The 25,965-nt window shown below is 45.2% G+C and carries 25 protein-coding genes; 12 read left to right on the forward strand and 13 right to left on the reverse strand.

Features of this window, described 5'->3' with window-relative positions; genetic code table 11:
• Positions 1-13: 13 nt before the first annotated feature.
• Both R7190_RS09445 and R7190_RS09450 read right to left on the reverse strand, forming a co-directional pair.
• A complete protein-coding gene (locus R7190_RS09445) occupies positions 14-1,978 on the reverse strand; it encodes a MacB family efflux pump subunit (protein WP_186585514.1) in 1,965 nt (654 codons plus the stop codon).
• A gap of 1 nt (position 1,979) precedes the next feature.
• On the reverse strand, positions 1,980-3,155 hold the full coding sequence (locus R7190_RS09450) for an efflux RND transporter periplasmic adaptor subunit (protein ID WP_005384341.1): 1,176 nt from the start codon (positions 3,153-3,155) through the stop codon (positions 1,980-1,982).
• 390 nt (positions 3,156-3,545) lie between these two features.
• Here R7190_RS09450 and R7190_RS09455 point away from each other — a divergent pair, with 390 nt between their 5' ends.
• The 5 genes from R7190_RS09455 to R7190_RS09475 all read left to right on the forward strand — a co-directional run bounded on the left by R7190_RS09455 (position 3,546) and on the right by R7190_RS09475 (position 7,155).
• Positions 3,546-3,671, forward strand: coding sequence for a hypothetical protein (locus R7190_RS09455; protein ID WP_261393921.1), 126 nt, complete (start codon positions 3,546-3,548; stop codon positions 3,669-3,671).
• A gap of 256 nt (positions 3,672-3,927) precedes the next feature.
• Positions 3,928-5,271 (forward strand): OmpP1/FadL family transporter, encoded by a 1,344-nt coding sequence (locus tag R7190_RS09460; RefSeq protein WP_213986348.1) that lies wholly within the window; start codon positions 3,928-3,930, stop codon positions 5,269-5,271.
• A gap of 78 nt (positions 5,272-5,349) precedes the next feature.
• Positions 5,350-6,069 (forward strand): carbonic anhydrase, encoded by a 720-nt coding sequence (locus tag R7190_RS09465; RefSeq protein WP_140390011.1) that lies wholly within the window; start codon positions 5,350-5,352, stop codon positions 6,067-6,069.
• A 79-nt stretch (positions 6,070-6,148) separates the two neighbouring features.
• Positions 6,149-6,700: a YtfJ family protein gene (locus R7190_RS09470; protein WP_186585517.1), complete on the forward strand. Its 552-nt coding sequence runs from the start codon at positions 6,149-6,151 to the stop codon at positions 6,698-6,700.
• 20 nt (positions 6,701-6,720) lie between these two features.
• Positions 6,721-7,155, forward strand: a complete 435-nt coding sequence (locus R7190_RS09475; protein ID WP_005480927.1) for a hypothetical protein — start codon at positions 6,721-6,723, stop codon at positions 7,153-7,155.
• Between the two features lie 79 nt (positions 7,156-7,234).
• Here R7190_RS09475 and R7190_RS09480 read toward each other — a convergent pair whose 3' ends face one another.
• Positions 7,235-7,774, reverse strand: a complete 540-nt coding sequence (locus tag R7190_RS09480; protein ID WP_017635078.1) for an NUDIX domain-containing protein — start codon at positions 7,772-7,774, stop codon at positions 7,235-7,237.
• Positions 7,775-7,825: 51 nt separating this feature from the next.
• Positions 7,826-8,500: a pyrimidine 5'-nucleotidase gene (gene yjjG / locus R7190_RS09485; RefSeq protein WP_005374109.1), complete on the reverse strand. Its 675-nt coding sequence runs from the start codon at positions 8,498-8,500 to the stop codon at positions 7,826-7,828.
• A 138-nt stretch (positions 8,501-8,638) separates the two neighbouring features.
• Between yjjG and R7190_RS09490 the strand changes: the two genes are divergently transcribed.
• The 4 genes from R7190_RS09490 (at position 8,639) to R7190_RS09505 (ending at position 11,073) form a co-directional block, all read left to right on the forward strand.
• Complete coding sequence (locus R7190_RS09490) at positions 8,639-9,562, forward strand: LysR family transcriptional regulator (protein WP_005374110.1); 924 nt, start codon at positions 8,639-8,641, stop codon at positions 9,560-9,562.
• 115 nt (positions 9,563-9,677) lie between these two features.
• The gene (locus R7190_RS09495) at positions 9,678-9,992 is read left to right on the forward strand and encodes a hypothetical protein (protein ID WP_140116651.1); all 315 of its coding nucleotides are present in this window, start codon (positions 9,678-9,680) and stop codon (positions 9,990-9,992) included.
• 47 nt (positions 9,993-10,039) lie between these two features.
• Positions 10,040-10,726, forward strand: a complete 687-nt coding sequence (locus R7190_RS09500) for a helix-turn-helix transcriptional regulator (RefSeq protein ID WP_005497912.1) — start codon at positions 10,040-10,042, stop codon at positions 10,724-10,726.
• 164 nt (positions 10,727-10,890) lie between these two features.
• Entirely contained in the window at positions 10,891-11,073 is a 183-nt protein-coding gene (locus tag R7190_RS09505; RefSeq protein WP_186585521.1) for a hypothetical protein, read from the forward strand.
• A gap of 70 nt (positions 11,074-11,143) precedes the next feature.
• On the opposite strand, the gene R7190_RS09510 is transcribed toward R7190_RS09505, so the two are convergent.
• From R7190_RS09510 to R7190_RS09530, 5 genes are all read right to left on the reverse strand, one after another.
• Complete coding sequence (locus R7190_RS09510) at positions 11,144-15,262, reverse strand: M66 family metalloprotease (RefSeq protein WP_054574510.1); 4,119 nt, start codon at positions 15,260-15,262, stop codon at positions 11,144-11,146.
• 31 nt (positions 15,263-15,293) lie between these two features.
• Complete coding sequence (locus R7190_RS09515; protein ID WP_005384146.1) at positions 15,294-16,163, reverse strand: hypothetical protein; 870 nt, start codon at positions 16,161-16,163, stop codon at positions 15,294-15,296.
• A 1,032-nt stretch (positions 16,164-17,195) separates the two neighbouring features.
• Positions 17,196-17,429 (reverse strand): hypothetical protein, encoded by a 234-nt coding sequence (locus R7190_RS09520; RefSeq protein WP_005497910.1) that lies wholly within the window; start codon positions 17,427-17,429, stop codon positions 17,196-17,198.
• An 87-nt stretch (positions 17,430-17,516) separates the two neighbouring features.
• Positions 17,517-18,071, reverse strand: a complete 555-nt coding sequence (locus tag R7190_RS09525) for a sugar O-acetyltransferase (RefSeq protein ID WP_186585522.1) — start codon at positions 18,069-18,071, stop codon at positions 17,517-17,519.
• A gap of 129 nt (positions 18,072-18,200) precedes the next feature.
• A complete protein-coding gene (locus tag R7190_RS09530) occupies positions 18,201-18,599 on the reverse strand; it encodes an OsmC family protein (RefSeq protein ID WP_186585523.1) in 399 nt (132 codons plus the stop codon).
• Positions 18,600-18,801: 202 nt separating this feature from the next.
• On the opposite strand from R7190_RS09530, the gene msrB reads away from it, so the two are divergent.
• Both msrB and R7190_RS09540 read left to right on the forward strand, forming a co-directional pair.
• On the forward strand, positions 18,802-19,944 hold the full coding sequence (gene msrB, locus R7190_RS09535; RefSeq protein WP_132936960.1) for a peptide-methionine (R)-S-oxide reductase MsrB: 1,143 nt from the start codon (positions 18,802-18,804) through the stop codon (positions 19,942-19,944).
• Positions 19,945-19,977: 33 nt separating this feature from the next.
• The gene (locus R7190_RS09540) at positions 19,978-20,124 is read left to right on the forward strand and encodes a DUF2256 domain-containing protein (RefSeq protein ID WP_005374142.1); all 147 of its coding nucleotides are present in this window, start codon (positions 19,978-19,980) and stop codon (positions 20,122-20,124) included.
• 61 nt (positions 20,125-20,185) lie between these two features.
• Here the strand turns inward: R7190_RS09540 and R7190_RS09545 are convergent, their stop codons facing one another.
• From R7190_RS09545 to R7190_RS09555, 3 genes are read right to left on the reverse strand one after another with little or no spacing between them, the layout of a single operon-like run.
• Positions 20,186-20,893 (reverse strand): SDR family oxidoreductase, encoded by a 708-nt coding sequence (locus R7190_RS09545; RefSeq protein WP_186585524.1) that lies wholly within the window; start codon positions 20,891-20,893, stop codon positions 20,186-20,188.
• Positions 20,893-22,437: a cryptochrome/photolyase family protein gene (locus R7190_RS09550; protein WP_186585525.1), complete on the reverse strand. Its 1,545-nt coding sequence runs from the start codon at positions 22,435-22,437 to the stop codon at positions 20,893-20,895. Before R7190_RS09550 ends, R7190_RS09545 begins: the two co-directional genes overlap by 1 nt.
• A complete protein-coding gene (locus R7190_RS09555) occupies positions 22,437-23,789 on the reverse strand; it encodes a DASH family cryptochrome (protein ID WP_085569242.1) in 1,353 nt (450 codons plus the stop codon). Before R7190_RS09555 ends, R7190_RS09550 begins: the two co-directional genes overlap by 1 nt.
• Positions 23,790-24,138: 349 nt before the next feature.
• Between R7190_RS09555 and R7190_RS09560 the strand changes: the two genes are divergently transcribed.
• Positions 24,139-25,152 carry a GGDEF domain-containing protein gene (locus tag R7190_RS09560; protein WP_005374150.1) on the forward strand — a complete coding sequence of 338 codons (1,014 nt, stop codon included), beginning with the start codon at positions 24,139-24,141 and terminating at the stop codon, positions 25,150-25,152.
• A 90-nt stretch (positions 25,153-25,242) separates the two neighbouring features.
• Here the strand turns inward: R7190_RS09560 and R7190_RS09565 are convergent, their stop codons facing one another.
• Entirely contained in the window at positions 25,243-25,821 is a 579-nt protein-coding gene (locus tag R7190_RS09565) for a malate synthase (RefSeq protein WP_005374156.1), read from the reverse strand.
• Positions 25,822-25,965 lie beyond the last annotated feature (144 nt).

Consider the following 25,965-nt stretch of genomic DNA (forward strand, 5'->3'; position numbering starts at 1 on the left):
GTGTTACTCATTTTTAGTCTCTCGCTAGCGCTTCTATCGGATCGAGTTTGGCGGCATTGCGAGCGGGTAAAAAGCCGAAGGCGATGCCAATCAACGTTGAGCAAATAAACGCCCAGATGATCGAGTTCATCGAGTAAATCATTTGGAAGCTGCTACCAGACGTACTGAATGCAAAACCAATCAAAAACGCCAAGCCAATACCAGCAATGCCACCACACAAACACACTAGTACCGCTTCAATCAAAAACTGACGCAAAATATCCGCTTGCCGCGCCCCCACTGCCATTCGCACACCGATCTCTTTCGTGCGCTCTGTCACCGACACCAACATGATGTTCATTACGCCAATTCCCCCGACAATTAGGGAGATCACCGCAATCGCTGAGATCAGTAACGTCATGGTTGCGGTGGTTTTCTCGATGCTCTGACGAATGGTGTCAGTGTTAATCGTGAAGAAATCTTCTGTACCGTGGCGCATTTTTAACAAGTTGATGATGCTCTGCTCTACCGCCGCACTTGGGGCGTTCTCATCAATCCGTACAGTAATGCCGTTGAGGTAGCGTTGTCCCATCATGCGTCCCGACATAGTGGTGTATGGCACCCAAATTTTCAGCGCGTCGCTGTTGCCAAACGCGTCTTCTTTTTTCTGCGTGACACCCACAATACGCACTGGCAATGAACCTAGAAAAATCACTTCACCAATCGGATTTCTATCCGCAAACATTTCCTTTCTGGTGTTGTCATCAATCACTGCTTCTTGGGCGAGCGAATTCACACTCTCTTCATCCCAAAACTGACCTTTGGCGATCTCATAACCGCGCACACGGAAATAATCTTCCCCAACCCCTTCCACAGACGCGGTTGCATCCTGATTGGCGTAACGCACGGTTAAGCTGTTGGATAAAGACGGCGTGACACTGTCGACAAAAGGTAGACTCTCCAACGATTTAGCATCGTCGGCGGTTAGCGTTTTCACTCGTCCGGAGCGGCGGTCACCAAACCCTTTGCCCGGCCTGACATCAATGGTGTTTGTTCCCATGGATGAAATATTCGACAAAATTTGCTGTTGTGAACCATTACCTAGTGCCACCACGGAAACCACCGAGGCTATACCAATAATGATGCCGAGCATGGTCAAAAACGTGCGCATTCTGTGGCTAGACATCGCCAGCAGCGCCATTTTTAGCGCGTCAATAAAACTGTCCCACTTCCACCACTTACTGGCGGCTTGCGCTGGGCGATGAAAAGACGCGCTCGGTGTCTTTGCTGCTTGCTCATTGATTACAACTTGTGCATTTGGCGTATCTGCAATTATTTCACCATCTTTTATTTCAATGATGCGATCCGCAAAGTTCGCCACGTTCATATCATGAGTCACTAAGATGATCGTATGCCCAAGTTGATGCAATTCTTTAAGCAGTGCCATCATCTCTTGCCCACTGTGACTGTCTAATGCGCCAGTGGGCTCATCGGCGAGAATCACCTCACCACCGTTCATCAGTGCACGAGCAACACTCACGCGCTGTTGCTGGCCACCACTCAGTTGGCTGGGCTTGTGAGTCAAACGATCTTCCAGCCCCAAGCGAGCCAATAACGACTGCGCTCGCTCCGTTCTTTGACGATGAGGAACTCCCGCGTAAACCGCAGGTACTTCCACGTTTGCCACCGCGATTAAGTCCCCCAGCAAATGGTAACGCTGGAATATAAAGCCAAAATACTCGCGGCGCAGTTCCGCCAGTTGGTCGGATTCCAACGTCGAGACATCTTGCCCATTAATGAAGTATCGACCGCTGGACGGTTTATCCAAGCAGCCGAGCACATTCATCAGCGTCGATTTACCTGAGCCTGATGCACCCACGATCGCGACCATTTCACCGCGTTTTATCTCTAAATTAATGTGGTTCAACACGGTAAGCGACTCGTCTCCAGAGACGAAACGTCGAGTTAAATCCTCAACTTTTAAAAGCACGTCACTCATCTTAGAACCTCATTGGAGGTCGACGACGATCACCTCGGCTTGATGATTCTCCATCCATAGCATTGCCAAGAACAACTTGGTCGCCTTCCTTCAAACCTGAGAGAATTTCTGCGTTCACTTTGTTGTTGATACCCACTGTCACGGGCTTTTGCACCACTTGGCCCTGTTCAAGCACTGGCACGGTATAGTTGCCTTTGCCGCCAGATTTTTGCAGCACTTGTGAAGGGACAATCAAGGTATTTTCCGATTGCTCAAGGACAATCGAAACTTGCGCAGTCATGCCGATACGCAAAATACCTTGCGGGTTCTTCACATCAAATACAGCGTTGTAGTAAATGGCGTCGCTATCTGAAATGCTCAAATCGCTGTCATCGCCATCCATGATGGTTGGCCCCGGCTCAATGGCGCGCAATGTGCCTTTAAACTGCTGATTCGGTTTGCCTAAAATGGTGAACAGCGCCGTTTGGCCTGGGTGAACAAAAATCACATCGGCTTCCGAAATTTCGGCTTTCACCGTCATCGTATCTAACTTGGCTAACTCGATAATAGTTGGCGTGGTTTGATTGGCGTTTACGGTTTGTCCTTCTTCCACCGCGGTGTAAACCACCGTGCCATCCATCGGTGCGTTGATGGTGGTGTAACCGAGATCTAACTGCGCATTGTCGACGTTGATTTTGGCTTTCTCGATTTCGGCATCCAGTTGCGCTAACTCGGCTTTGTAGATGGCGAGCGTCGCTTCGGCATTCTCGTAATCAGCTCGTGAGCTCGCTTTCGCTGCCAACATGCCTTTTTGGCGCACGTATTCATAGTTTGCTTGTTTAATCTGCGCTTGCTTAGCCTGGTACTGAGCGTTGAGACTATTAAGAGACGCTTGGGCTTCTTTGAGGCTGTTTTGCTGAGTCAGGCTGTCAATCTGTGCAATCAAGTCCCCCTGTTTGATCTCATCCCCTAAGTTCACAGCGAGGCGTTGAATTTGCCCAGATACTTGCGCACCTACATTCACCAATTTGGACGCTTGCAACATGCCGTTGGCTAATACCGCCTTTTCGATATTGCCTTTGCGAACGACTTCTGTCGCGTAAGGAGAAATGGGTTCTGGACGTTGCAGATAATGATAACCACCAGCACCAATAGCAAGTAGGCCACACAAAACGAGCCATTTTTTATTGAGTTTCATAGCAGGAGTGAAGTAAATAATCGTTTTGATTTTATACTGCTATTTTTCTTAGCCGTACAGGGTACGAGACGTAAAGATAGGTAAATTAACGTCAAGATACTGAAGGAATAACTTCACTAACGTGAAAAATCATAAATATTATAGTCACTTCAAAACTTTATCATCCAATAAATATAGCAAAGACCATTTTTAATATAGAAATTCAAGTTATAAGTATTATAAACAAAATTTTTAAATACCAACAAACCAGTAAAGTCCAAAATTATTCAATATGCCATCAATTTAAATTTCATTATGGCCATTTTTAATTATTGAATTTCAAGAGGAATTAAGTGACAAGTTAAATAAAAAATACCCACATAACACAGGTAAGACCGAGAGGAGTGTGTCATGTGGGTTCAAAACGATAGTTCTCTTGCTGATTCGAACTACCAACGTTGGGATGCAATGGAAATACAAATGACTCAGAGTTTCCATCACGGACACTTTATCGCTGGATTTGCCTCTGTTTGTTAGGGAACAGTCAGCACAATAAAAATAGAGAAGTAATACCGCAAAAATAAAAATAGAGGCTCTGAGTTTAATTTACACGTAAAATAATCACCACATTCACGACATGAACCATTAATAAATTCATCAATAAATATTTATTAAGTTAAATTTATTTATTGTCAACATACTGTTAGTTTTACCCCTAAATATACTGGTCAGATTTGTTTATTTTACTGCTTTTCGTTGCAATACAACCTCTAATTAATTCATGAGAAAAAACATGCAGCGACAATTCACTCTTTCACCGATTTATTTATTAATCGGTTTAGCCTCATCGACGGCGTATGCCGGTGGTTTTCAAATTAACGAACATTCGGCGACGGGTCTTGGTCGTGCTTTTGCTGGTGATGCAGTCATTGGTGATAATGCGTCTGTAGTCAGCCGCAACGCTGCAGCGATGACGCTGTTTAAACAAAATGCCTTATCGTTCGGTGTCACTTACGTCAAACCTGACGTTACCGTTAAAAATGCGCAATATCATCGAGCTAATATTAATGCGGATGTCAATGTTGGTATGGGCGGTTTTCCTCCGTCCCCTCAAGTTGACATTACCCCGTCCTTCTCTCAAACCGTGACCGACATTGATGACGTCGATGGCGTTGGTCAACCAGCCGTTGTACCCAATTTTTACTTTATTCACCCTATCAACGACGACTGGTATCTAGGCTTATCGGCATACTCCAACTTCGGAACCGACATGGAGTTTAAACCAAACTATGGCGCACCTGTTTTTGGCGGTGTCACCAGCGTAGCGAGTGTCAACCTTGGCGCAAGCTTGGCATACAAGGTGAACGACCGTTTTAGTATCGGTGGTGGTATTGATGTGATTTACGGCTCTGGTGAACTGTACCGCGATATGGACGTGGGTGTTTGCGTTGGTGGGAACATACTTGGAAACGAACTAGAACAACGTTGCGGAGCCGTAAAAGGCAACGCACTTGATGTGGAAGCTGGCGGCATTGGGCTTGGCGCGAACATTGGCATGATGTACGAGTTTAACGAACGTCATCGCTTAGGTTTAAGCTACAAGCACAGCCCTAACATAGATGCCAAGGGCGACATCCACTTTGCTGGCGAATCGTACGACTCGCTTGCTATGCCGCTACCGGATATTGCGGAGTTTTCCGGTTATCACCGCGTCTTACCTAAATTTGCCCTGCACTATTCTGTGCAGTGGATTGGTTGGTCAGCATTTGACAGCTTGAAAGCTGATGATCAGTTGCTAAAAGATTTTCAGTGGCAAAACTCCGCGCACTACTCCATCGGTGCGACTTGGTACGCCAATGAACGTTGGACACTTCGCACGGGTTACATGTTCGACAAAACACCTGTCGATGAGCTGACTTCGCTTTCTATCCCAGATTCGAACCGTCACTGGTTATCTGCGGGGGCCTCTTACCAGTGGTCATCAGATACCACGGTTGACATCGGCATGACGTACTTGATTGGTGAAGATGTCAACGTAGAAGAGTACGCGTATGAAGGTGTTCCTGCACCGATGGTAACGGGCGTGACCCATTCAAATGCGTTCCTAATTGGTGCCCAACTCAGCCACAGTTTCTAATTTGTCAGGCAGTGATCAAACCTCTAGGTCATTGCCTTGTAACAACGCTTATCAAAGCGACCGAACAGAGACATTATTATGAACAAAACACTACTTGCTTTTTCACTCTCACTTCTCACTCTAGGCGCGGCTCAGGCTTCAGAATGGGGCTATGGCAATGACAAACACGGGCCAGAGCACTGGGGAGAAATCGCCAAAGACTGCGCAACCACGAAAAACCAAAGCCCAATCAACATCGACAACCCAGCCGATGCAAAACTGGAAGCACTGAACCTTTCGTACACTGGTCAGGTCATTGGTTTAACCAACAATGGTCATACGCTGCAAGCGCAAGTGAACGGACGTAACAGCTTCACCATCGATGGCGAGACGTTCGAGCTGCAACAGTTCCATTTCCACACACCTTCAGAAAACCAAATCAAAGGCCGCCAATATCCACTTGAAGCGCACTTTGTACACGCCAACGAAGACGGCGAGTTGGCGGTAATTTCGGTGATGTTTGATGCTGGTGATCAAAACGCAGCACTGTCTAAACTGATCAACGCAATCCCACAAGAGAATCAAACCACGTTCTTTAAAGATACGTTTGAGATTAACGACTTACTGCCAAAAACTGCAAACTACTATCGATTTAACGGCTCTTTAACCACACCGCCATGTTCAGAAGGTGTGCGCTGGTTTGTGCTTAAAGACACTCAAACCTTATCCAAAGGTCAAGCCGCGAAACTGATGGAAGTCATGGGACAAAACAATCGTCCGCTGCAACCGCTAAATGCGCGCGTTGTACTTTCTAACTAATCGCCACATTCGATAAGGGGCATCGTATTTGCCCCTTATTTTGATTCGCTCTAACCTCACTTCGTTACAGGGACCCCCAATGAAAACTCCATCTGTTCTGTCACTCTTACTCGCACTCGCCCCGACATTCGCCTTCTCTCATAACCTTTCTGTCGGTCAAACCACCCCTTCCGTCAGCATTGATACCTATGGCGAAATGACGCTGCAAGGAGACGATGTGGCTTATAAACCTTGGGCAACTCAGCAGATGTTAGGCAAAGTCCGTGTGATACAAGCCATTGCAGGTCGTAGTAAAGCCAAAGAGATGAACGCGCCGCTGATGTCAGCAATCACTGCCGCTCACTTTCCTGAAGATCAGTATCAGACCACAACCGTGATCAACCAAGAAGACGCCATTTGGGGAACCGGTACATTTGTAAAATCGTCGGCAGAGGACAGCAAAAAGACATTCTCTTGGTCTTCCATGGTGTTAGACAAAAATGGCGTATTAGCAACAACTTGGGATCTACAGCAAGAAAGTTCTGCGATTATCGTACAAAATAAACAAGGCGAAATTTTATTCGTGAAAGAAGGGGCTTTAACTCAAGACGAAGTCACACACGTCATCGAACTGATTAAACAGAATATCTAAACCTAAGGTAAGGAAAAGCTATGAAACTGTTCAACACCATCGCACTCTGTCTTTTAGCGGCTGTAGCCTCTTTCCAATCGGTTGCAGGAGACAACGATTGGGATAAGATTGCAGATAAGACCGTCAGTTTTAAATCGGAAACCGACACAGTCAATCCACTGTCACCATTTGCTAACGCTCGTTTCAGCCACATAAAAATCAAATGTACGCAAGGTACGGTCGATCTGAAAAGCGTTAAAGTAATCATGAAAGATGGTCAGGAAAAGACGTTCGACAGTTTAGGGGTTCTGACTAAAGGCATGTCATCAAGAAGCTTAAGCCTACCAACAAAAGATAACGCGAAATTAGACAAGATCGAGTTGAACTATGAATCGGTTGGCAGCACAGCGCTGCAAGTCGCGGGGGTGACCAAAAAAGCGCAAGTGGAAATCTTAGGTAAGAAAATCGACGAGTAAGCGATGGCTCAACGAACTCACCCAAACTAAAAACAGCGGCACTAGGCCGCTGTTTTCATTAAAAAATCGTCATGGATAACTAAATGAATTTCTTCAGCTTCGCCAAACCATAAGCGGCGATGGTGACACAATCTTTGATCGTGCCGTCGATCATCATCTGTTCGAACTCCTCAACAGAAAAAGCGCGAGTGATCAAATCCTCTTCTTCACTGTCGAGTTGATTGCCCACGTCCGTTAAATCAGTGGCGAAGTAGACGTGACATGTCTGATTCAAAAAGCCGTATGCGATAAACTGCGCGCCGACATACGCCATTGCGCTCGCCTGCATGCCCGTTTCTTCACGCAGCTCGCCTTTGGCAAGCTCAAGATGATCCGCATCTGGGTTTGATTCCCACGCCCCTTGTGGGATCTCCCAACAACGTTGACCTACGGTGTAACGGTACTGCTGAACCAAGTGAATCATCCCGTTATCGATAGCCAGAATCGCAGCACAATCAGGTTTGTCGACCACACCATAGATGCCCTCTGCGCCGCTCGGACGTAAAATTTTGTCCTCACGCACCGTCATCCACTTATTCTGGTAAACGACTTTGCTGTCTAGCTGTTTGATGTCTGACATGGTTATTCCTTGATTTTTCTGAGGGTTACTGCGGAATAATACCCGATTCGGTTACGCCACCAAAATGTTCTTTAGTTCACTCAAAGACTCAACGGTGTAATTTGGTGCGATACGCTCATCGACGCTTGCGCCTGTGGTATTTAACCAGCAAGTTTCAATACCAAAATTATTACCACCCAGAATATCGGAATGCAGGTTGTCACCCACCATCAGTACGCGCGTTTTGCAGGGGTTGCCCATTTGCTGCATCGCGTATTCAAAAATACCTAAGTCCGGTTTTGCTACGCCCACTTGTTCAGAGATCACTACTTTATCGAAGTACTCAGTCATCCCTGTGCGCTCAAGGCGGATCGCTTGCAACTCTGTAAAACCGTTGGTGATAATGCCCATTTTAGCTTTGCCTTGCAGCGCTTCCATCAGCTCTTTTGCACCTGGCAACAAGCTGCAAATATCGGCCATTGCTTCTAAAAATGCGCTGTTGAGATCTGCTGTTGTGGTATTCAACTTCTCAGCCCACTCGGTAAAACGCTTATGTTTTAGCTCATCTGCCGTTACTTTGCCGTCTTGGTAATCCACCCAAAGCGGTTTGTTTACGGTTTGGTAATGAGCAAAATCTTGTTCAGTAAAATCTACGCCTTTGCGAGAAAACATAAGCTGCAAACCTTTGAAAGCATCAAAGTGGAATAAGGTTTCGTCAGCGTCAAACAGGATCCAATCGTACTTCATTTTCTTCTTCCCAAAATCAAGGTCGTAATACTGGTGCATAGTCTAGATTGTTTTCTTCTTGAAGATAATCTCTATAATTGGAAATTAATTGTATCCTTGTGCTCAACAATAAATGCTTCACGATAATAGGAGATTGATGTGAACGCGATTGCCTCCCTGCCCGTTTTTGTTGCTGTTGTCGAATGCGGCAGCTTTTCCCTTGCGGCCAAACAGCTGAATCTGACGAAATCGGCGATCAGCAAACGCATCAACCAGCTAGAAGACGATTTGGGCATTCGTCTCCTTAACCGAACTACGCGTAAGCTGAGCCTGACCGAAGCGGGAGAACGCTATTTTGAGTACGCTTCTCAAGCGCTCAATCTGGCCCAGCAAGGCGTAGACGCGGTATCTGAGCTGCAAGGCTCTCCACAAGGTCGGCTCAAAATTACCGTGCCGATGTCTTTCGGTGTACTGCATATCGCACCTTTGATCAGCGAGTTTCTCGCTCGTTACCCGAAAATTGAAGTGGATTTAAACCTCGAAGACAAAATGGTCGATCTGGTTAAAGACGGTTTTGATTTGGGGATCCGTATTGGTGAACTCACCTCTTCCAATCTAATCGCAAAACGTCTCGCCCCTTGTAAAAGTGTGCTTTGTGCCTCACCAGATTACTTAGAGGAGTTTGGAACACCACAAAAACCAAGTGATTTAGTCGGTCACAATTGCCTGCGCTACTCCTATTTCCGTGGCGGCGTCGAATGGATGTTCATCAACAACGGCAGCGAATACAAGGTACTTCCAAAAGGAAACTTTATCGTCAATAACAGCGAAGCCATTCGCCAGTTGCTGTTAAGAGGTTCGGGCATTGCGCAGCTGCCAACATTTATTGCAGGGAGAGACTTTGCCGCAGGAAATCTAAAACCGGTGATGGAAGAGTATTCTCTACCAGAACACGCCATTTATGCGGTTTTTCCTGAGCGCAAGCACATGCCGTTGAAAGTAAGAGCCTTTATCGATTTTATCAGCGAAAAACTCGGCACAGATTTACCTTACTGGGATCGTTACAATAGCCCAGAAAAATAACCATATTGATGATAAGTGAGTGAGATTTCACTACTGACATGTTCTGACATTCCATCCGCGTAACCTTATTTGGAACTCAACAGGCAATCCGCCAAAACCAATAAGGAATCACAATATGGAAACCGTTATCGAAACTGTGCAATTTCGTCTAACCGCAGGCACAACAGAGCAAGACGTGATCGCTGCTGCCAAACAGTCACAAACGTTTGTGAAGAATCTGCCGGGCTTTTTGTACCGATCGCTCAGTCACGAAGCGACGGACGATGTGTGGACAGACATCATTTACTGGCGTTCAATGGACGATGCAAAACAGGCGGGAAAACAGATTAAGCAAGCCGTTGAATTTCAGCCTCTGTTATCGATGATTGACTGCGAAAGCTTCAAGCTTAAACATCACAACTTAAAAATGTGCAGTGAGCTAGAGAAGTAATCAGCCACACTACCACTAACAACCAGTAGGTCTAGATAAGGAACATCATGAGCAAATCAGAACGACTGTTTGAGCTACTGACGCTTCTGCGCGCAAAGCGTTACGCCGTGACAGCGAAAGAGCTCGCAGAAAGAATGGAAGTTAGCGAACGTACGATTTATCGCGATATTCAGTCGTTGCTTAGTTCTGGTGTTCCTATTCAAGGTGAAGCAGGTGTTGGCTACCTGTTGCAAGCTGGCTCTCATCTGCCGCCTTTGATGTTCTCAGAAAAAGAGATGATGGCGCTTGAACTGGGTATGCGGATGGTTCGAGCCTGGTCGGATGCCGAACTCGCCGAAGCGTCTCACTCTGCGTCCACCAAAATACTTTCGGTATTGCCCGATAAGCTCAAACAACAAGTGGAAGATTGTCCGCTGATTGTGCCCGATTATCACACCCAATCCGAGACTGCCAAACGAGGGCAGCTTCTGCGCCACGCGATTGATCATCAGTTTAAGGTCAGTTTGGATTACCAAGATGAAAGCGGACAGGTGACCGAGAGAAAAATCCAACCGTTAGGCCAGTTCTTTTGGGGCAAAGTCTGGACGCTGGTCGCCTGGTGCGAATTGCGTGATGACTACCGCCAGTTCCGCCTCGACCGTATCCAAGCACTGCGTATGCACGATGAAGAGTTTCAGAGTGCGGAAACCAAATCTCTCAAACATTATATTGCGCAGTATGAATCGAAAGATTGAGTGTTCTTCATCCTTCCATCACAAGGATTCTAAATTGCTCTGCTCAATGCGCGATATTTGGAAAGGCACATTTGGTTAAACTAATGTTTCATTTTTAACAGATGCGCAACCAACCTAAGATCGTTAACTTAAGTAGCACGTCAACCACACCGGAGCGTGAAGCTATGAAAGTACTGATTCAATACACCCAAGCAGGGAAATATCGAGATCAAGCGTGGGAGTCTTTAACTCTTCGATCTAAAGGTGATATGCAGGCCGTTACTCCTTCTTATGCCGCTCAACTTATCGAACAAAGCAAAGCGACACTTGTGATAACAGAAGACGGACAGATCATCTTTCACTCCTAAATTCTATCAGTCCTATGACGAAAAAGGCCTGCATTGCTGCAGGCCTTTGTATGAGTGAATTAAGAGTTATTTACTGGAAACTCACTGCAGTTGGTAGGCGATCAAGCATCTTGTAGTAATCACCAGCCACAGCGCCGATATCACCACGCAAATACGCTTGAATCATATTGAGATCTTTCAGCCAAAGTTCTTTGTCAGCATCTGAAGACGCCATGTACCCTGCGTACACATTGTCGACCGCGAACATCATGTCTTCGGCGTGATCGTTGTAAATCAAAAGCATCGCATCTGTGTAAGCTTCGAACGCTTTCAGCTCATCGTGCGCTTTACCACCTTTATAGCTCAATGTGCCCGAAGTTGCATCGATGACCAAATCACCCGAAGTCACATTCGCTGTCGTAAAGTTGATGAAAGACTGGCTGAACGACAGCACACCTGCCGCAATATCCGCATCAATGGTTCGCTTCATTGCGTTGACCATTGGCGCATCCAGCAGCAATACAGGATCGTGGAACGCTGGGACAATCGCTGTTCGGAATGGCCCCCAAGCGCTATCGATGCTCTCTGCGACCTTGTTTAGTGTTGCAGGCTCATAGCTATCTAGGTACGTTTTTAGATCGTAACCTTTGGACGTCACCAGTTGATTTGCGTAGTCGTAAGCCAGCTTGTTTGCTTTTGTTGCCACAAACTTCTCGCCGTCGATAACAAACTCAACCTTGTCACCCGCAATAATACCGTAGCGGTCTTGCTGCTTCGTAAACGTATCAAACTGAGATTGACCACGAGTCTTCACTGTGTAGTCGTAAGACTTCATTTGGCGCACTCCCATTCTCAAGATGACATCGCCAACACGTCCGCGGCCTTCTGCACCAATATCAAGGAATCTTGCAATACCACGAGGCATTGGTGGTAGGGACTCCATTTGCTCAGTGATGTGTAGGTTCACGGTAACACCTTTTAGATTGGTGTATTCCTTACCGTCTTTACCCACCAATTTAACTGGCGTATTTAACGCGTCATTTGCCACGATGTTGCCCATGATGTCTTCGTATTCAGCTTGCACCCCAGGGATATCAAGCAGCGATGCAAAGCTCACCTCATCGGTAAAACGGTTCGAGAATCGACGTGCTAAGAAGTGGCTCGCCAACGCTTTGTCTGGCCAGTTGCCCAACACAGACACCGCATTTGACCAAGGATAATCAGGGTCAAAGCTACCAATTGAGTTTAGGAAGCGTCCATTCGCAGTTTCCGCAACAGCTATATAACCCTCATCTGAATCTTCGATAAAGCGTGCTGCCAAATCATCAAAACAGCTGGCTGTTGAAAGATCGTAATCAGCCGGAATTTGGTGTGAGTTGTTGTCTAACAGTTGACCAAAAGAAATCACTTTTTGGTTGCCTGCCGCATTTTCTATCACACATTGATGCTCTGGTGTGCGCAAGATATCAAGGAAGAACGCCGCGGATTTTTTCGCCCCATTCGCGTAATCACAGAACCATGAGTTATCGGCTTTGCCTTCGCTACAGTATTGAGGGTTTGAAGCAATGCGCAATAAGAAATCACCCGGCTTATCCGTTGACGAAGTGTAACCAAGATTGGTGTACAGGTTATCGATGCGCTCAAGATCTTCCATCTTGTCACGGATAGCGCTCATTTCCATATAACGGCGCACTAAGTAACCAGGATAATCGGACGAGAATAATCCCGTCGTCCCATATAACTCCAAGTTGCGTCGATCATAGCTATCGAGATAGTTCTGCCACTCGTAAGAAACAATTTCTTCTAGGTTTGTACCTTCGTCAAAACGGTTACAGTCGCTGTTTAGAGAAACGTTCCCATCGGTACAGAAATCGTAAGACTTACGCTCAATTTCATTCACTTTATCTAGGTAGTAAAGTGCGCCATAACGAGTTTTCGCATTCAGTTCAGGATCATCAGACAACGCGGCGGTATCGAATCGGCTGAAGTCACAGTTGTAGAGTGATTTGCCTTTCTCGCTCCCCGTTAGTGCCTTCACTTCAGAACACACCATCAGCGATGTGTTGTCTGGATTGTTGCCAAACTTGTATGCAAAGCTTTGTTGGTAGGCTTGCTGATCAGCGAGGTAACGAGCGTATGCCGCTTTGTCTTCATCGCTCGCACTGTCTGCCGGTTTCGCAACAGGCGCAGGAGCTGAACCTGAAGAATCTTGAATCGTCTCGACTTTACGACCGTAGCCAAACTTAAACGCCGCAATGTCGTACAGACCCCAAGTTGGCGTTTCATCCAACATGCTTGGTGCGTAGTCCATTGTCGAACTGTAAGCAGGAATGTTGTTCAAACCAAGTTGATGCGCTTGCTCTAGCGTGTAGTAGTTCGCTTTGTCATTTGAGCCTTTAAAGTTATGGCGCAGACCCATGTTATGACCAAGCTCGTGAACAAGCGTATTGCTGTAAGTCGCAACCGTAATCGCATCTGCGGCTTTCACTTGCAACTCTTTTGGTAGGTATTTCCAACGCTTAAGCTGACGCGATACTTCGTTACCTGCGTCATCGAGTTTGATCTCAAAGTAACGCTCGTCATCCAACTTCAAGTTGTCCAACATGGCCTTGTTGGTTGAAGAAACCCACGACGCTTCGATTGGATAGACGTTGTTCTCTGCCCAGAAAGACAAACGGTTCTCTTCAGCTTCAACCACCTTTTCAAACTCCATGTCATCATTGAAGTTTTTCATTAGCTGAGTTGGGCTCTTCGTCGCTGCTTTTCCAGAAACGATGTCTTCTTTTGAAACGAGCGGCGCATGAATGTTTTCATCCGATTTCAGGCTCGCCATCGCCGCCATTGTAGAAAGCGCTTCAATTCTATCCGCGACTTCTGTTTTCACAGATTCGCTGCTGGTTGGCAATGGATCTAAGCCATCTAAGTCCAGTTGATTACGATTATAGAAACGCGCCAAGTTGTCCCAATAGAAAGGCACACCCGTTCTTGCAACACCTGCGTATTGGTTCACGTGGCCTTTGATGATTTCCCCCGTCATCGGGTTAGAAACCGACGGGCCATAGCCAAGCAGACCGTTCGCTAGAGGCTCGTCAATCAGGTTAATCACGTTGTAACGCAGATCACCTGGGTGAATACCAGCCGCTTTGGTTTTGTTCACAATCTCGATTTCAGGCTTGCCTGCATCCGCCCCAAATACATTCAGCGCTTGGTTCATCTTGTCGATCGATTGCAGCGTTGCATCCAAGAACAACTTGTTCTTCTCTTCAAAGAAATTGTCGCTCAAGTAATATTTGATAGAGCCTTGATCTGGGTTGAAACGATTGAGGTAAACCACATCACGGTCGTATTTATTCGTGACTGGGTTAAGCTTTTTCGTCGACGTGGTGAAGAAACCAATGTCGTTCTCATCACCCACAGGGTACAAGATCGGTTGGTAACCTTCGGTTGCCACTTCACTTTCGTGCACTAACGAGTAGTAGAAACGAGATTTAAACGCGCCATCCACAAGCGCTTCATCCAAGCTCGCTTTCGTTGCAAAGTTGATGTAGTCAGAAATATTATCTAAATCGATACGGAACGTGCGCTCTAGTTCGAAATTGAGAAGACCGTTTTTAGGGTCAAAGTCCCACGAGATCAATCGTGGTGCGCCAATTTCATCAATGCCTTCGGTAATGCCATACAGATCTTCCATATTGAATTCTGCAATTTCGAGATCTTCAGGACGAGGAGTGAAGTGGGTTTTCTTCTTGTAGTTTAGGCTTGCGTCTTCGTTGGTTTCTTCTTTGTTGGTGCAATCACCATGCGCGTCTTCTTGACAGCGATACGCCGCAAAGTCACCCGGAATCGTCAGCACTTGCGCGAAGTTAACGCCGTCGTCGTCTGCGACAAATTTCTCTTCACCGCAGTAGTTATTAGCATCTTTGCTTAGATGCGCGTCTGGGTAGTTTTTATCGTAACTGCGAACTTCCAGACCTTCTTTGGTAAAACAAAGCTCAACGTAACGAGGTGAACCTTGCAAGAATGGGAATTGGTTCAGAGCAAAGCGTGGCGCGGCACCAGTCGTCGGAACGTAAAACCAACGACCGTCTTTAAGGTCTTTTACTGCGACTTCTTTTGCATCTCTTTCGACATAGTCATACGCCTGATCATCTGCGCCACAGCCTGCAAGTGCGGCCGTTATTGCTGACACCAGAGTCAATTTTTTAAACATTATTTGGATATCCTTAATTGTTGTTATTTTCCTAGAAGGAGTAAGTCACTGTCACGATGTAAGACGCTTTCTCTTGGTCCAACAAATCGATGTTGCCCAAGGTGCCTCGCTCTGCATCTTGATAGAAACCCGTTGATGATGCCGCGAGTAGCAATGACCAGCTTTCATCAAACTCGTATGTGCCGTACAACGCCCCCTCATACTGCCAACTGCTTCTGCGCGTACCTTGATAACTGATGCTGTTACCACCTAACGCCGTAATCCCCACTGCGAACGATTCCCACGACTTTTCCGCAACAGCAAACAACGAGTAAGTCCACTCAGTCAGCGAGCGTCCACCCATGGTTTTGTATTCGTGGAAATTTTTTCTCAGTCTTGGCGAAACCGAAAAATCGACGCTCCAAGCTGAAAAAGAGATCGGCACATCTAAACGAACCGCGGTGTGCAGTTCATCTTTACGAGATGTTTCTGAAGTTGGAATGGTGAGCTGACCCGCAACGCCGATTTTCCCTGTATCTCCAAAGCGATATAGGTTCGTGTATTGCAAGCCCAACACCGAATCTGTCGCGTAGGTGCCGACTTCATCTTCTAGGGCACGATAGCCCCCCGTAGAAAAATAGGCTTTTGTGTCGCTCGAAAAGGAATAAACGAGATCGCCTCCCCACGAGAAATTGCGGACAGAACGGTAGTCGTCTTTATCGTAAATGTTTGTATCGTAAGATAGGTAAACGGCCCCACTAAACTTACAAACAATACAGGACGTATCTCCTTCATTTTGTGTAGATTCAGGCGTGCTAGTGCTATCAATTACACTCGTTTCCACCGCGAATGATGGCGCTGAAAACAGCGTACCCAACAACATTGCAAGCGGCGTCATCATCCACTTTGTTGTGTGCTGCATGTTTTGAAACTTCCATGAGAATTAAGTTTATTAGAATAAACTTAAAGACAAACAGATTATTGGGATGAAATTCCATAAAAATTCAGATAATCAACCCCAATAAACCTATCAACCATAAAATTACTCTTATGGTTAAATCCTTATTTAACTTTTTAATACTATTTATCTGAGTATTGTCGCGTTCTAATTTGCTTAAAAACGTACTTTAAAATGACTTTTTATAAATAAAGCCACACACCACAACATTAAAGAAACAGCAAAGCAACGTCATTAAAACAAAAGTTAAAAGGCAATTATTATCAACAACTTAAAATCAACAAAAACAGTTAAAATGAATGAGTCAAAATGTATAAGTTAAAATACAATAAAAATATAAGAACATCATTCCGTTTAATTTTAGTCGTTATTGTATTGAGAAAGTTTAATTTTCAATTTCTAAAATTGGTGGGATACACATAAGAGAAATCATCAAAACCATCCGTTGTTAATAATGAATTTCGCATTTAAAACAAAAGATAGAAACAAGATCAAATTCATGTTTTCTAATATATCGATTCAACCTTTCACAAGTTTGAATAGAAAATCAAACCTTCAGTCAATCTAAAAACAACAAAGCATTCACCAAGTGAATATTCAAAAGATAAGTCAAAACTAAATAGCACATACGGTCAGCATATTTGTGAATTACTATTCATTAATTATTTTTTCATAAATTAAACATTAATGTGACTAATTTCACACAATTGCACTGCGTACAACATAAAGTAAACGAAATTTAAGTGTTTACTGACTCAAAACGTGTCGATAGAACAGAGGTTAAACATCGAGCTGAAACACGTATTTCCCACCAAAATTTATTATACATAGCAGTGAGTTACCTGCATCCAAGCGGTTAAAATGCGTACTGATGTGACTCACTTTTGAGAGAGGAACATAAGAAGAGCAAAAGCACTAAAAGAGGATAATGCGATTTGAATAACCAGTGCTTCAAACCGCACTTATGAACTTATGCAGAGAAAGAAAGACTATCAGTTACTGTTGAATGGTTTTATGACCACAGTTTTCGCAGATCAAGTGACGTTCAAATTCATCCATAGAAGCAAGGAAGGCGCCGAACACTACACTTTTAAGAAAGCCAGCGATGAACTCTTTCTTGTTGCGATTTTTATCGCCTTCATAGCCACTTTTCTTTCTAACTAACACCACGACATGATGCGTTTCTACCCCACATGTAGGGCACATGAGGACTTCTGTCTTGTTCGACATCTTAGACTCCTTGACGAATTATCCCTTTCTGATGGCATGATTCTCTTACGCCCGTAAAGCGAGTCATCATGCCATCACTATCGATTCTTACTCTTCTTCGTTGAGACGACGAATCAACTTCGCTGGTGTGCCTCCGTATAGACAATCTGGCGGCACATCATGGTTAACGACTGAATTCGCCGCAATTACTGAGCGAGCACCTATCGTCACACCTTGGTTAATGACCGAATTTCCGCCAATCCACACATCATCTTCAATCGTGATGGGTTTACAAAACGTTTCCCAACGTCGGCGACTTCGGTAATCAACAGAATGAGAAGCGGTATAAAATTGCACGCTCGGTCCAATGAGCACGTGGTTCCCGATGGTAATTTTGGCACCATCGAGCATGACCACGTTCATGTTGATAAAGGTTTCTTCACCTATTTCGATGGTCTTACCAAATTCACAATGAAAAGGGACCTGGACAATACAACGGCCTACCTTGCCAAATAGCTGCTTTTGCAATTCGTCGCGCTGACTTTCGTCGGTGTTATTATTGAGTGCTCTAAGTGCTTGAAGAGCATGGCTTCTAATGGCGTCAATTTCTTTGTCCATGCCATCAAAGACCTGGCCAGACATCATTTTTTCTAGTTCTGTCACTGGAAGACTCCTACAACCTGCAATTACTGCTTTCAGACTCCTCACAAGGTACGTGAACTGCGAAATAAAAAAAGAGAAAAGCCCGGACTTTTCTCTTTCCTGTTTTTATATTTTGTGGAGTCTGTCAACTTACACAATTTCCCAACTGTGGGTCATCTCAACACCTTCGCCTAGCATTAAGCAAACCGAGCAGTATTTTTCTAGCGAGTCAGCCGCCACGTTTGCTACGACTTCTGGGTCAAGCTCGTCACCTGACACTTGAAAGTGGATATTCACTTGCGTAAAGATACGCGGTGCGGTTTCACGACGCTCTGTGGTTAGCTTGGCATTAACTGACGAAACCTTTTGGCCTGCTGTTTTCAAACCATCAACAACATCGACTGAGCTACAGCCACCAGCAGCCATTAGTACCATTTCCATTGGGCTTGGTGCGGTTGCACCACCATTGCCATCCATCACTACGGAGTGGCCCGACTGAGATTGCCCAAGGAATTTAAAATCTTCTATCCATTTAACTTCAGCTTGCATGATTTACCTCATTTAGCATCGCTTATTCAAGGCATCGTTGCCCTTACTAGCGGTGTGTTTCTTGTCGATACTTTAGCTCTATCGCATAAAAGGGCAACGGAATTTTCAACATTACTGTAATTTTTTCGCTCGGTTACCTTTCTCTATACGTAACACTTTTTATTTAAGTAACACTTTCTACAAAAATAACGATGAGGTAGCTATGAAGAATATGTCTAAGTTATTGGCCGGTTTCTCCTTCGCACTTCCAGTCTTGTTTCTACTATTGAGTAAAACAGGTACCGCCGATACGATGGATAAGCTGAAGGCTTCAGAGAATACAAGAATCGCAACGCTAGCTGGCGGTTGTTTCTGGTGTACAGAATCGGATTTAGAGCAACTGCCCGGCGTAATCGATGTTGTATCAGGTTATTCAGGTGGTCATATTGAAAACCCGACTTACCGCCAAGTCTCTTCTGGTAAATCTGGTCATATTGAAGTGATTGAGGTGAAGTACGATCCTGCTGTCGTGAACTACGAACAAGTGCTGGACTACTTCTTCCGCCATATCGACCCGACTGACGACAAAGGCTCATTCGTCGACCGTGGTCCCCAATACCGCCCGGCGATCTTCTATCTTAATGCGGAGCAAAAGCAGATTGCTGAGCAGTTTATGATGGAAATCGACAAGGCGATGATCTATCCAAAACCGTTGAAAACAGAACTGATCGAGTTTGAAAAGTTCTACCCTGCGGAATCGTACCATCAGGATTACTACAAGAAGAGTAGCCTGAAGTACAAATACTACCGCTACGCATCAGGTCGCGATAAATATCTCGACGAAGTATTTGGTGAAGATCGAAAAGAAAGCCCTAAAACACTTCGACAGTTGATTGAAGAAAAAAAGCTGCTTTCGAAAGTGAAAGCGTACAGTAAGCCTGCTCAGTCTGAAATCAAATCAAACTTAACAGAGCTACAGTATTACGTGACGCAAGAAGAAGGCACGGAGCGTCCGTTTGATAACGAATACTGGGACAACAAAGAAGCGGGAATTTATGTGGATATTGTGACCGGTGAACCGCTATTTTCTTCTACTGATAAATACAAATCTGGCACAGGTTGGCCAAGCTTTACTCGACCAATTAACCCGGCTTACATCGTGGAGAAAACCGATTATAAACTGCTCTACCCTAGAACGGAGATCCGCAGTAAGTTTGGTGATTCACACCTAGGTCATGTGTTTAAAGATGGTCCGAAGCCGACGGGATTACGCTATTGTATGAACTCTGCTGCGATGAAATTTGTACCTGTGAACAAGATGGCGAGTTTAGGCTACGGCGATTACCTGTACCTATTTGATAAGTAGTTTTAACCAAATTAGGAGTGAACATTCAGCGCGATGAAAGGTTTTAAATCCAACCTTCCCATGAAAGTCTGTCCGGTCTGTCAGCGCCCATTTTCTTGGAGAAAGAAGTGGGCGCGAAATTGGGAGGAAATCGTTTATTGTTCTGAGCGTTGCCGAAGAAATAAATCAACGAAAACGTAGGTCACTCCGACCCTCTCTGGAGTATGTTATTTCATTTGTATTAACGTTTGTACGCGTTCTCTTACCAAGGTAATAACGTCCCATCATAAGCCCAAAACGCCCCGCTATCTTGCGGGGTTGCTTTTTCTATCAAGCCTAATAAATCCTTAGCAACTCGCTCTGGCGTAAACAACTTTCCCTCTGGGACATTGGTTTGAAAAGGTGCCGACAAAGCGGTATCTGTGGTGCCAGGGTGAAGTGAAAGCACCGTGCCATGTTTGACCACTCTTTGCCATTCGATCGACATGGTTTTTAGGAACATGTTTAATGCGGCTTTCGATGCTCGATAGCTGTACCAACCACCTAACTGATTATCGCTAATGCTGCCAACTTTGGCCGAAATGGTCGCAAACTTGGGTGCAGTACTGCGCTTTAGCTTGGGCGTGAAGTATTTCGCCAACAGCAAACTTGGCAAAGTATTAACCGTGATGGTTTGCTGAAAGAAGTCTGCGTCGAGCGAATTAAGATTCTTTTCAGGGCCTTTCTCTTGGGTGTGCAACATACCAACACAGTTCACCAACCAATCGACGTGTTCAATCTGCTCACTGAACGCTTTTATCTGCTCGTCTTGCGATACATCCACTTGATGCCAAACGACATTTGGGTGTTGCCAATCTGGTTGCTGCTTACGATAAGTGGCATGCACGCGCGCTTGAGGGAACCGAGCTGCGGCTTCTCTCACCACTGCCAAACCAATTCCACCATTGCCACCGACGATGAGTATTTCCATCACAAGTTCTCCACGTTTTCTATGTAGTGCTCTGCGGTATCAAGAATCGCTTGGCGTTGCTGTTCTTCCATGTTGTCCCAAGAGCGGAAAATCATCCCGATTCGTGGATTGGCTGCGAGGCGCTTGTCGTGCTTGTTCATAAAGCGCCAATAAAGGCTGTTAAACGGACACGAGCCTTCTCCGCTCCTCGCCTTATTGTCGTAATGGCAACCTTTACAGTAGTCGCTCATTTTGTTGATGTAAGAACCACTCGCCGCGTAAGGTTTGGTGCCAACAATGCCGCCATCCGCAAACAATGCCATGCCACGTGTGTTCGGCATTTCGACCCATTCAATCGCATCAACATAGATACCGAGATACCACTCATCCACTTGATCTGGGTCGATCTCGGTTAGCAAGCAAAAGTTACCAGTGACCATCAAACGTTGGATGTGGTGTGCGTAGGCATAATCGAGGGACTGCTCAATCGCATTGCGCATACAGGCCATTTTGGTTTCGCCACTCCAAAAGAAGTTTGGCAGCTTTCTTTCTGCGCCCAGCTCGTTCTTTTTCGGGTAATGAGGCATGTTCGCCCAATAGACGCCTCGAATGTACTCTCGCCATCCTAATATTTGGCGAATAAACCCTTCAACTTGAGAAATGTCGATGTCCGCGTTGGAATGAAATGCCTTGAGTGAAGCATCAATGACTTCTCTCGGGTGCAGCAATTTGCTGTTAAGCGAGAATGAAATTCGGCTGTGATACAAGCTCCACTTAGCATCATGCTGGCCTGTCATGGCGTCTTGAAAACGGCCGAACAACGGCAGACAGACTTGGCAGAAATGCGCGAGTAAAGAGAGGCTTTGCGCGCGATTGATCGGCCACAACAAGTCTCCTTCGAGATTTCCGATAGTTTTGATGTCATGTTTTGCCAATCGCTCAATAATGTCGCTTACGTCGGCACTGAACATCAAAGGTTGTGGAAGTTGTTCAATGTCTTTGGCTTTGAGCTTGTTACGATTATTGGCATCGTAATTCCATTTTCCGCCGACGGGCTTTCCGTCTTGCATCAAGATGTCGAAGCGCTTGCGCATACGGCGGTAAAAGTGCTCCATCATGATGTGTTTGCCTTGAGGAAACTGCGATTCTATTTCCTCAAACGGCAACAAAAAATGTTCCGAGTCGACACAACGCGTCACGACCCCATCAAGCTTTAGTTTGGCTAACTGCTCCAGCAGACGGTATTCATCCGGGCGTTGATATTCAAACTTACTTGCACCAACTTCACTCGCGTAGTGTTGCAAGACTTGCTCAAGATCGTCGAAGGATTGTGTGTCATCCAATGTGAGGTACAGAACTTGGTGACCTTCACTCTGACGCTCTTTCGCAAACTGTTCCATTGCAGAAAAGAACGCACACACTTTCTGAATATGGTGCGTGACGTATGTATTCTCTTGCTTGAGCTCCGCAATCAGGTAAAGCACTTGCTCATCCGGTTGCTGAAACCAAGAGTGCTCACTGTTAAGTTGATCGCCCAAGATCAATCGTACGGTTTCAAATTGCATTACGGTTTCTCCGATGACGAAGCTTTGTCACTGCTGCCCATCACAATCGGCCAATCGACCATGTCTACACTATCCAAATGCGCGCCAGGACAACGACCTTGCCACCTATCGATGAACTCCATGTGCGGATCGTACATTTCGGTTTGCTTTTCGAGGTTGAATTGTCGTGAACCACGCGGATCAGCACCAACGCCCGCTAGGTATTGCCAATTTCCCCAGTTTGATGCCACATCGTAATCAACCAGTTGTGACTCAAAGTACGCCGCGCCATAACGCCAATCGAGGCCAAGTTCATGCACCAAACAACTGGCGACTAACTGTCTGCCACGATTCGACATATAACCGGTTTCATTAAGTTGGTGCATACACGCATTGACGATAGGAAATGGCGTTTCACCTTTCTTCCATTGTTGAAAACGGTGCGCGTAAAAGCTGGTGAGTGGTGCTTGATTTTGGATGCCACCGAATCGGAAGAGCTGTCGCTTGTGTCGACGGGCATACCAATAAAAGTATTCACGCCAAAGCAGCTCGAAGTAAATCCAGTAGGTTGAATCATTTGCACCATTCTCCGCTTCATAACGTTTCAACATGGCATAAATAGTTTTCGGAGAAACGCACCCATGAGCTAGCCAAGGAGAGAACTTGGTGGAGTAATCCATGCCATCTAAACCATTGCGTGTTTGTTTGTATTCACTGGCTAGTGTGGAAGCAAAATACTGGCGACAATGTTCAAGCCCGCGGCTTTCTCCACCATGAAACGCAGCTTTTGTGTCAAAGTAATATGCAGTAACGGAAGGAAGATTCACACCTAAAGGAATTGGAGGTAACGAACGGATACTCTCGTGGGGCCGAGAGATGTCTAAACCTTCAACTTGCTTTCTAAACTGCGTGAAAGTCGTAGGCAGATTGCTCAAGTCAAATGGCAGTTGTTCTTCCCTTAACAGGGTCCGGATTGCTTGCTGTTTTATTTTTACATGAGACGCGCCTTCAACTGCGCGATCTAACGCTTGTTGCTCATCCGAACCGGGAAAGGCGTCAGCATATATATGTGTGACGTCGAAGCGATTAACAGCATACTTGATTGCTTGATCGGGCGTCAGTTCAACCGCCCATAATCGCTGACCAAGGTGATTCAAAGATTGATTGAGTTCACTAAGCGATAAGTCGAGAAACTGCAATTTCGCACGCCCGAAAGAGGCTTCCTGCGCAAAGTGATGCAAGTAAGGCGTCATTGAAGGGTAGCAATACAAGCAAATTAACTCGTCCATTTCTACACTGGCGCTTTTCAACAGTGGGTTGTCGTGCAATCGCAAGTCGTTCGTGAACCAATAAAGTCCTATTTTCTTTTTCAATTCGCACCCTCAGATGTTAATTCTTCGTCTACGAGTTCTTTTCACGGAGACCCTGACGTTAAGCCTTTTGATTTACTTGCTTTTATACGAAAACGAGAGTTTGACGATCATTAGGTTACTAACGTTTACACGGAATCCATTTGCTGGATATCTCAAAACACGCAATACCACCAAATGCCTGTACATGTTTCATACTGATATTTTATAAAATTCGAATCCAACGGTATTGATCACGATCTTAATCACTCATTTTCTATATAAACCATGCAAAAGTGATAAAAATTAAAGCGACATTAGTTAATATCCGTTAATCTAAGCCCAATCCCATTTTGCTAGTACCATCGCAGAAATGACCGACGAGTTTAAGAAATCAACCGCTAATTTAAAAAAAGCGGTCCCACTGATGATCAAAAACCATGTTGCTGCCACGCCAGCCAACTACGCGCTTTGGTATACCTACGTTGACAAGACCATTCCAGAACTCAACTTTGAGTTAGACACGGTGTTAGAAAACTACGGTATTTGCCCGCCAGCAACCAATAAGCAGCTTTACAACAACTATGTGGCCAGCAAAGCAGAAACCAGCCTTGAAGATCTTAGAACCAATGTAGAAGTTCTGCTACATGAAGTATCCAGTTCAATGAGCGATACGATTTCAGATACTTCCTCCTTTTCTGAGATGGTAGACAAAAGCTTTAATAAACTGGAAAAAGTTGAGGACAATAGCCTAAGCATTGAAGAAGTGATGGTGGTGATTCGTCAACTTGTCGCAGAGTCACACGAAATTCGTCACTCAACAAAGTTTTTGAATAGCCAATTGACTAACGCGAGTGAAGAAATTTCTCGCCTCAAAAACCAATTGGCTGAAGTACAGCAAGATGCGTTGTTCGATGGTTTGTCAAACCTATACAACCGCCGAGCATTTGACAAAGATCTCTCTTCACTTATTGCATCAAATCAGGCAATGACCTTGATCATGCTTGATATCGATCATTTCAAATCATTTAACGACAATTACGGGCACCTTTTTGGCGATACAGTATTAAAAGCCATTGCCCGCCGACTACAACAAAGCTGCCGAGATGGGATATGTGCGTACCGTTTTGGTGGTGAAGAATTCGCGTTAATTGTACCTAACAAATCTCTGCGAATTGCTCGCCAATATGCAGACACACTACGCCGCATGATAGAAAAGCTGCGTATCAGAGATAAGCGCTCAGGCACACAAGTTCACAGCATTACCGCTTCTTTTGGGGTAGCAGAATTTGAGCCGGGTGATACGCCTGAAGCCTTAATCAATAAAGCCGATAAACAGCTTTATGAAGCAAAACAACTCGGTCGTAACCGCGTGATGCCAATTTAAATAAACTGGCTAAGCGAAAACGACTTTTATGATGAAAAAGAAAACCCCGCGCTGTAAAGTGCGGGGTTTTTGTATCCAATCATGAGTATCTTAATCGACGCTGTAACAGTAACTTAGAATGTAGTCGTCACCATTTTTTGCGGTATATTCTTTATCTTCACTGCATGCCATCGGCTTACCTTTTTTGTCGCCTTTGATTAGACTTATCCAATGGCGCATCGCGGTTGGTGCATTGCCAGTTAGTTCAGGATGAAACGTCGTGCGAGTTTCCAATTGAATATCATCAATGTCCACTAATTCCACGCAACCAGTGCCTTTATGACAGCCAAACAGCACTTCTACATGATTGCCCGAATCATCTTTGAACAAAATAGACTTTGGATCTTCCTTTTCACCAGTGTACGCCACGAAGTGTTTTGGGCTTTTCAGGCCGCTGTGTGTACCGTCTTTGAAATAAGCCAAAACATGGCGGTAATCAATCACGTAACTTGATACATCTTGGTGCGACCCGTTCTCCAATGGAAACATGCGGTCTAGTAGTTGCTTCGCTTTTACTTGTTTCTCACTCTGCTGCTCAGCACTTACCGCTTCGACGGCAAATACGGCTTCAGCGATAAATGGGCGTTGTTGTTGTTGCATCTCTTTTTTATCGAAGTTCAGCATATTCATCGTCATATCCTCGCACTTAAAAACTCGTCCTAGAGTAAAAACTTAAATCCTTTATTTAAGTTTCAGGCAATTCTGTGAAGTGGATGGTTAATTTCCTTGCCTGCTCATTATGTAGACTAGCGAAATATTGACTACAATTTCACA

This window comes from Vibrio sp. 1078-1 (assembly GCF_033340475.1).

Coding starts and splice junctions, on each gene's coding strand:
- R7190_RS09445 (WP_186585514.1), bottom strand. CDS start 1,978: ATGAGTGACGTGCTTTTAAAAGTTGAGGATTTAACTCGACGTTTCGTC.
- R7190_RS09450 (WP_005384341.1), bottom strand. CDS start 3,155: ATGAAACTCAATAAAAAATGGCTCGTTTTGTGTGGCCTACTTGCTATT.
- R7190_RS09455 (WP_261393921.1), top strand. CDS start 3,546: ATGTGGGTTCAAAACGATAGTTCTCTTGCTGATTCGAACTACCAACGT.
- R7190_RS09460 (WP_213986348.1), top strand. CDS start 3,928: ATGCAGCGACAATTCACTCTTTCACCGATTTATTTATTAATCGGTTTA.
- R7190_RS09465 (WP_140390011.1), top strand. CDS start 5,350: ATGAACAAAACACTACTTGCTTTTTCACTCTCACTTCTCACTCTAGGC.
- R7190_RS09470 (WP_186585517.1), top strand. CDS start 6,149: ATGAAAACTCCATCTGTTCTGTCACTCTTACTCGCACTCGCCCCGACA.
- R7190_RS09475 (WP_005480927.1), top strand. CDS start 6,721: ATGAAACTGTTCAACACCATCGCACTCTGTCTTTTAGCGGCTGTAGCC.
- R7190_RS09480 (WP_017635078.1), bottom strand. CDS start 7,774: ATGTCAGACATCAAACAGCTAGACAGCAAAGTCGTTTACCAGAATAAG.
- yjjG (WP_005374109.1), bottom strand. CDS start 8,500: ATGAAGTACGATTGGATCCTGTTTGACGCTGACGAAACCTTATTCCAC.
- R7190_RS09495 (WP_140116651.1), top strand. CDS start 9,678: ATGGAAACCGTTATCGAAACTGTGCAATTTCGTCTAACCGCAGGCACA.
- R7190_RS09500 (WP_005497912.1), top strand. CDS start 10,040: ATGAGCAAATCAGAACGACTGTTTGAGCTACTGACGCTTCTGCGCGCA.
- R7190_RS09505 (WP_186585521.1), top strand. CDS start 10,891: ATGAAAGTACTGATTCAATACACCCAAGCAGGGAAATATCGAGATCAA.
- R7190_RS09510 (WP_054574510.1), bottom strand. CDS start 15,262: ATGTTTAAAAAATTGACTCTGGTGTCAGCAATAACGGCCGCACTTGCA.
- R7190_RS09515 (WP_005384146.1), bottom strand. CDS start 16,163: ATGCAGCACACAACAAAGTGGATGATGACGCCGCTTGCAATGTTGTTG.
- R7190_RS09520 (WP_005497910.1), bottom strand. CDS start 17,429: ATGTCGAACAAGACAGAAGTCCTCATGTGCCCTACATGTGGGGTAGAA.
- R7190_RS09530 (WP_186585523.1), bottom strand. CDS start 18,599: ATGCAAGCTGAAGTTAAATGGATAGAAGATTTTAAATTCCTTGGGCAA.
- msrB (WP_132936960.1), top strand. CDS start 18,802: ATGAAGAATATGTCTAAGTTATTGGCCGGTTTCTCCTTCGCACTTCCA.
- R7190_RS09540 (WP_005374142.1), top strand. CDS start 19,978: ATGAAAGGTTTTAAATCCAACCTTCCCATGAAAGTCTGTCCGGTCTGT.
- R7190_RS09545 (WP_186585524.1), bottom strand. CDS start 20,893: ATGGAAATACTCATCGTCGGTGGCAATGGTGGAATTGGTTTGGCAGTG.
- R7190_RS09550 (WP_186585525.1), bottom strand. CDS start 22,437: ATGCAATTTGAAACCGTACGATTGATCTTGGGCGATCAACTTAACAGT.
- R7190_RS09560 (WP_005374150.1), top strand. CDS start 24,139: ATGACCGACGAGTTTAAGAAATCAACCGCTAATTTAAAAAAAGCGGTC.
- R7190_RS09565 (WP_005374156.1), bottom strand. CDS start 25,821: ATGAATATGCTGAACTTCGATAAAAAAGAGATGCAACAACAACAACGC.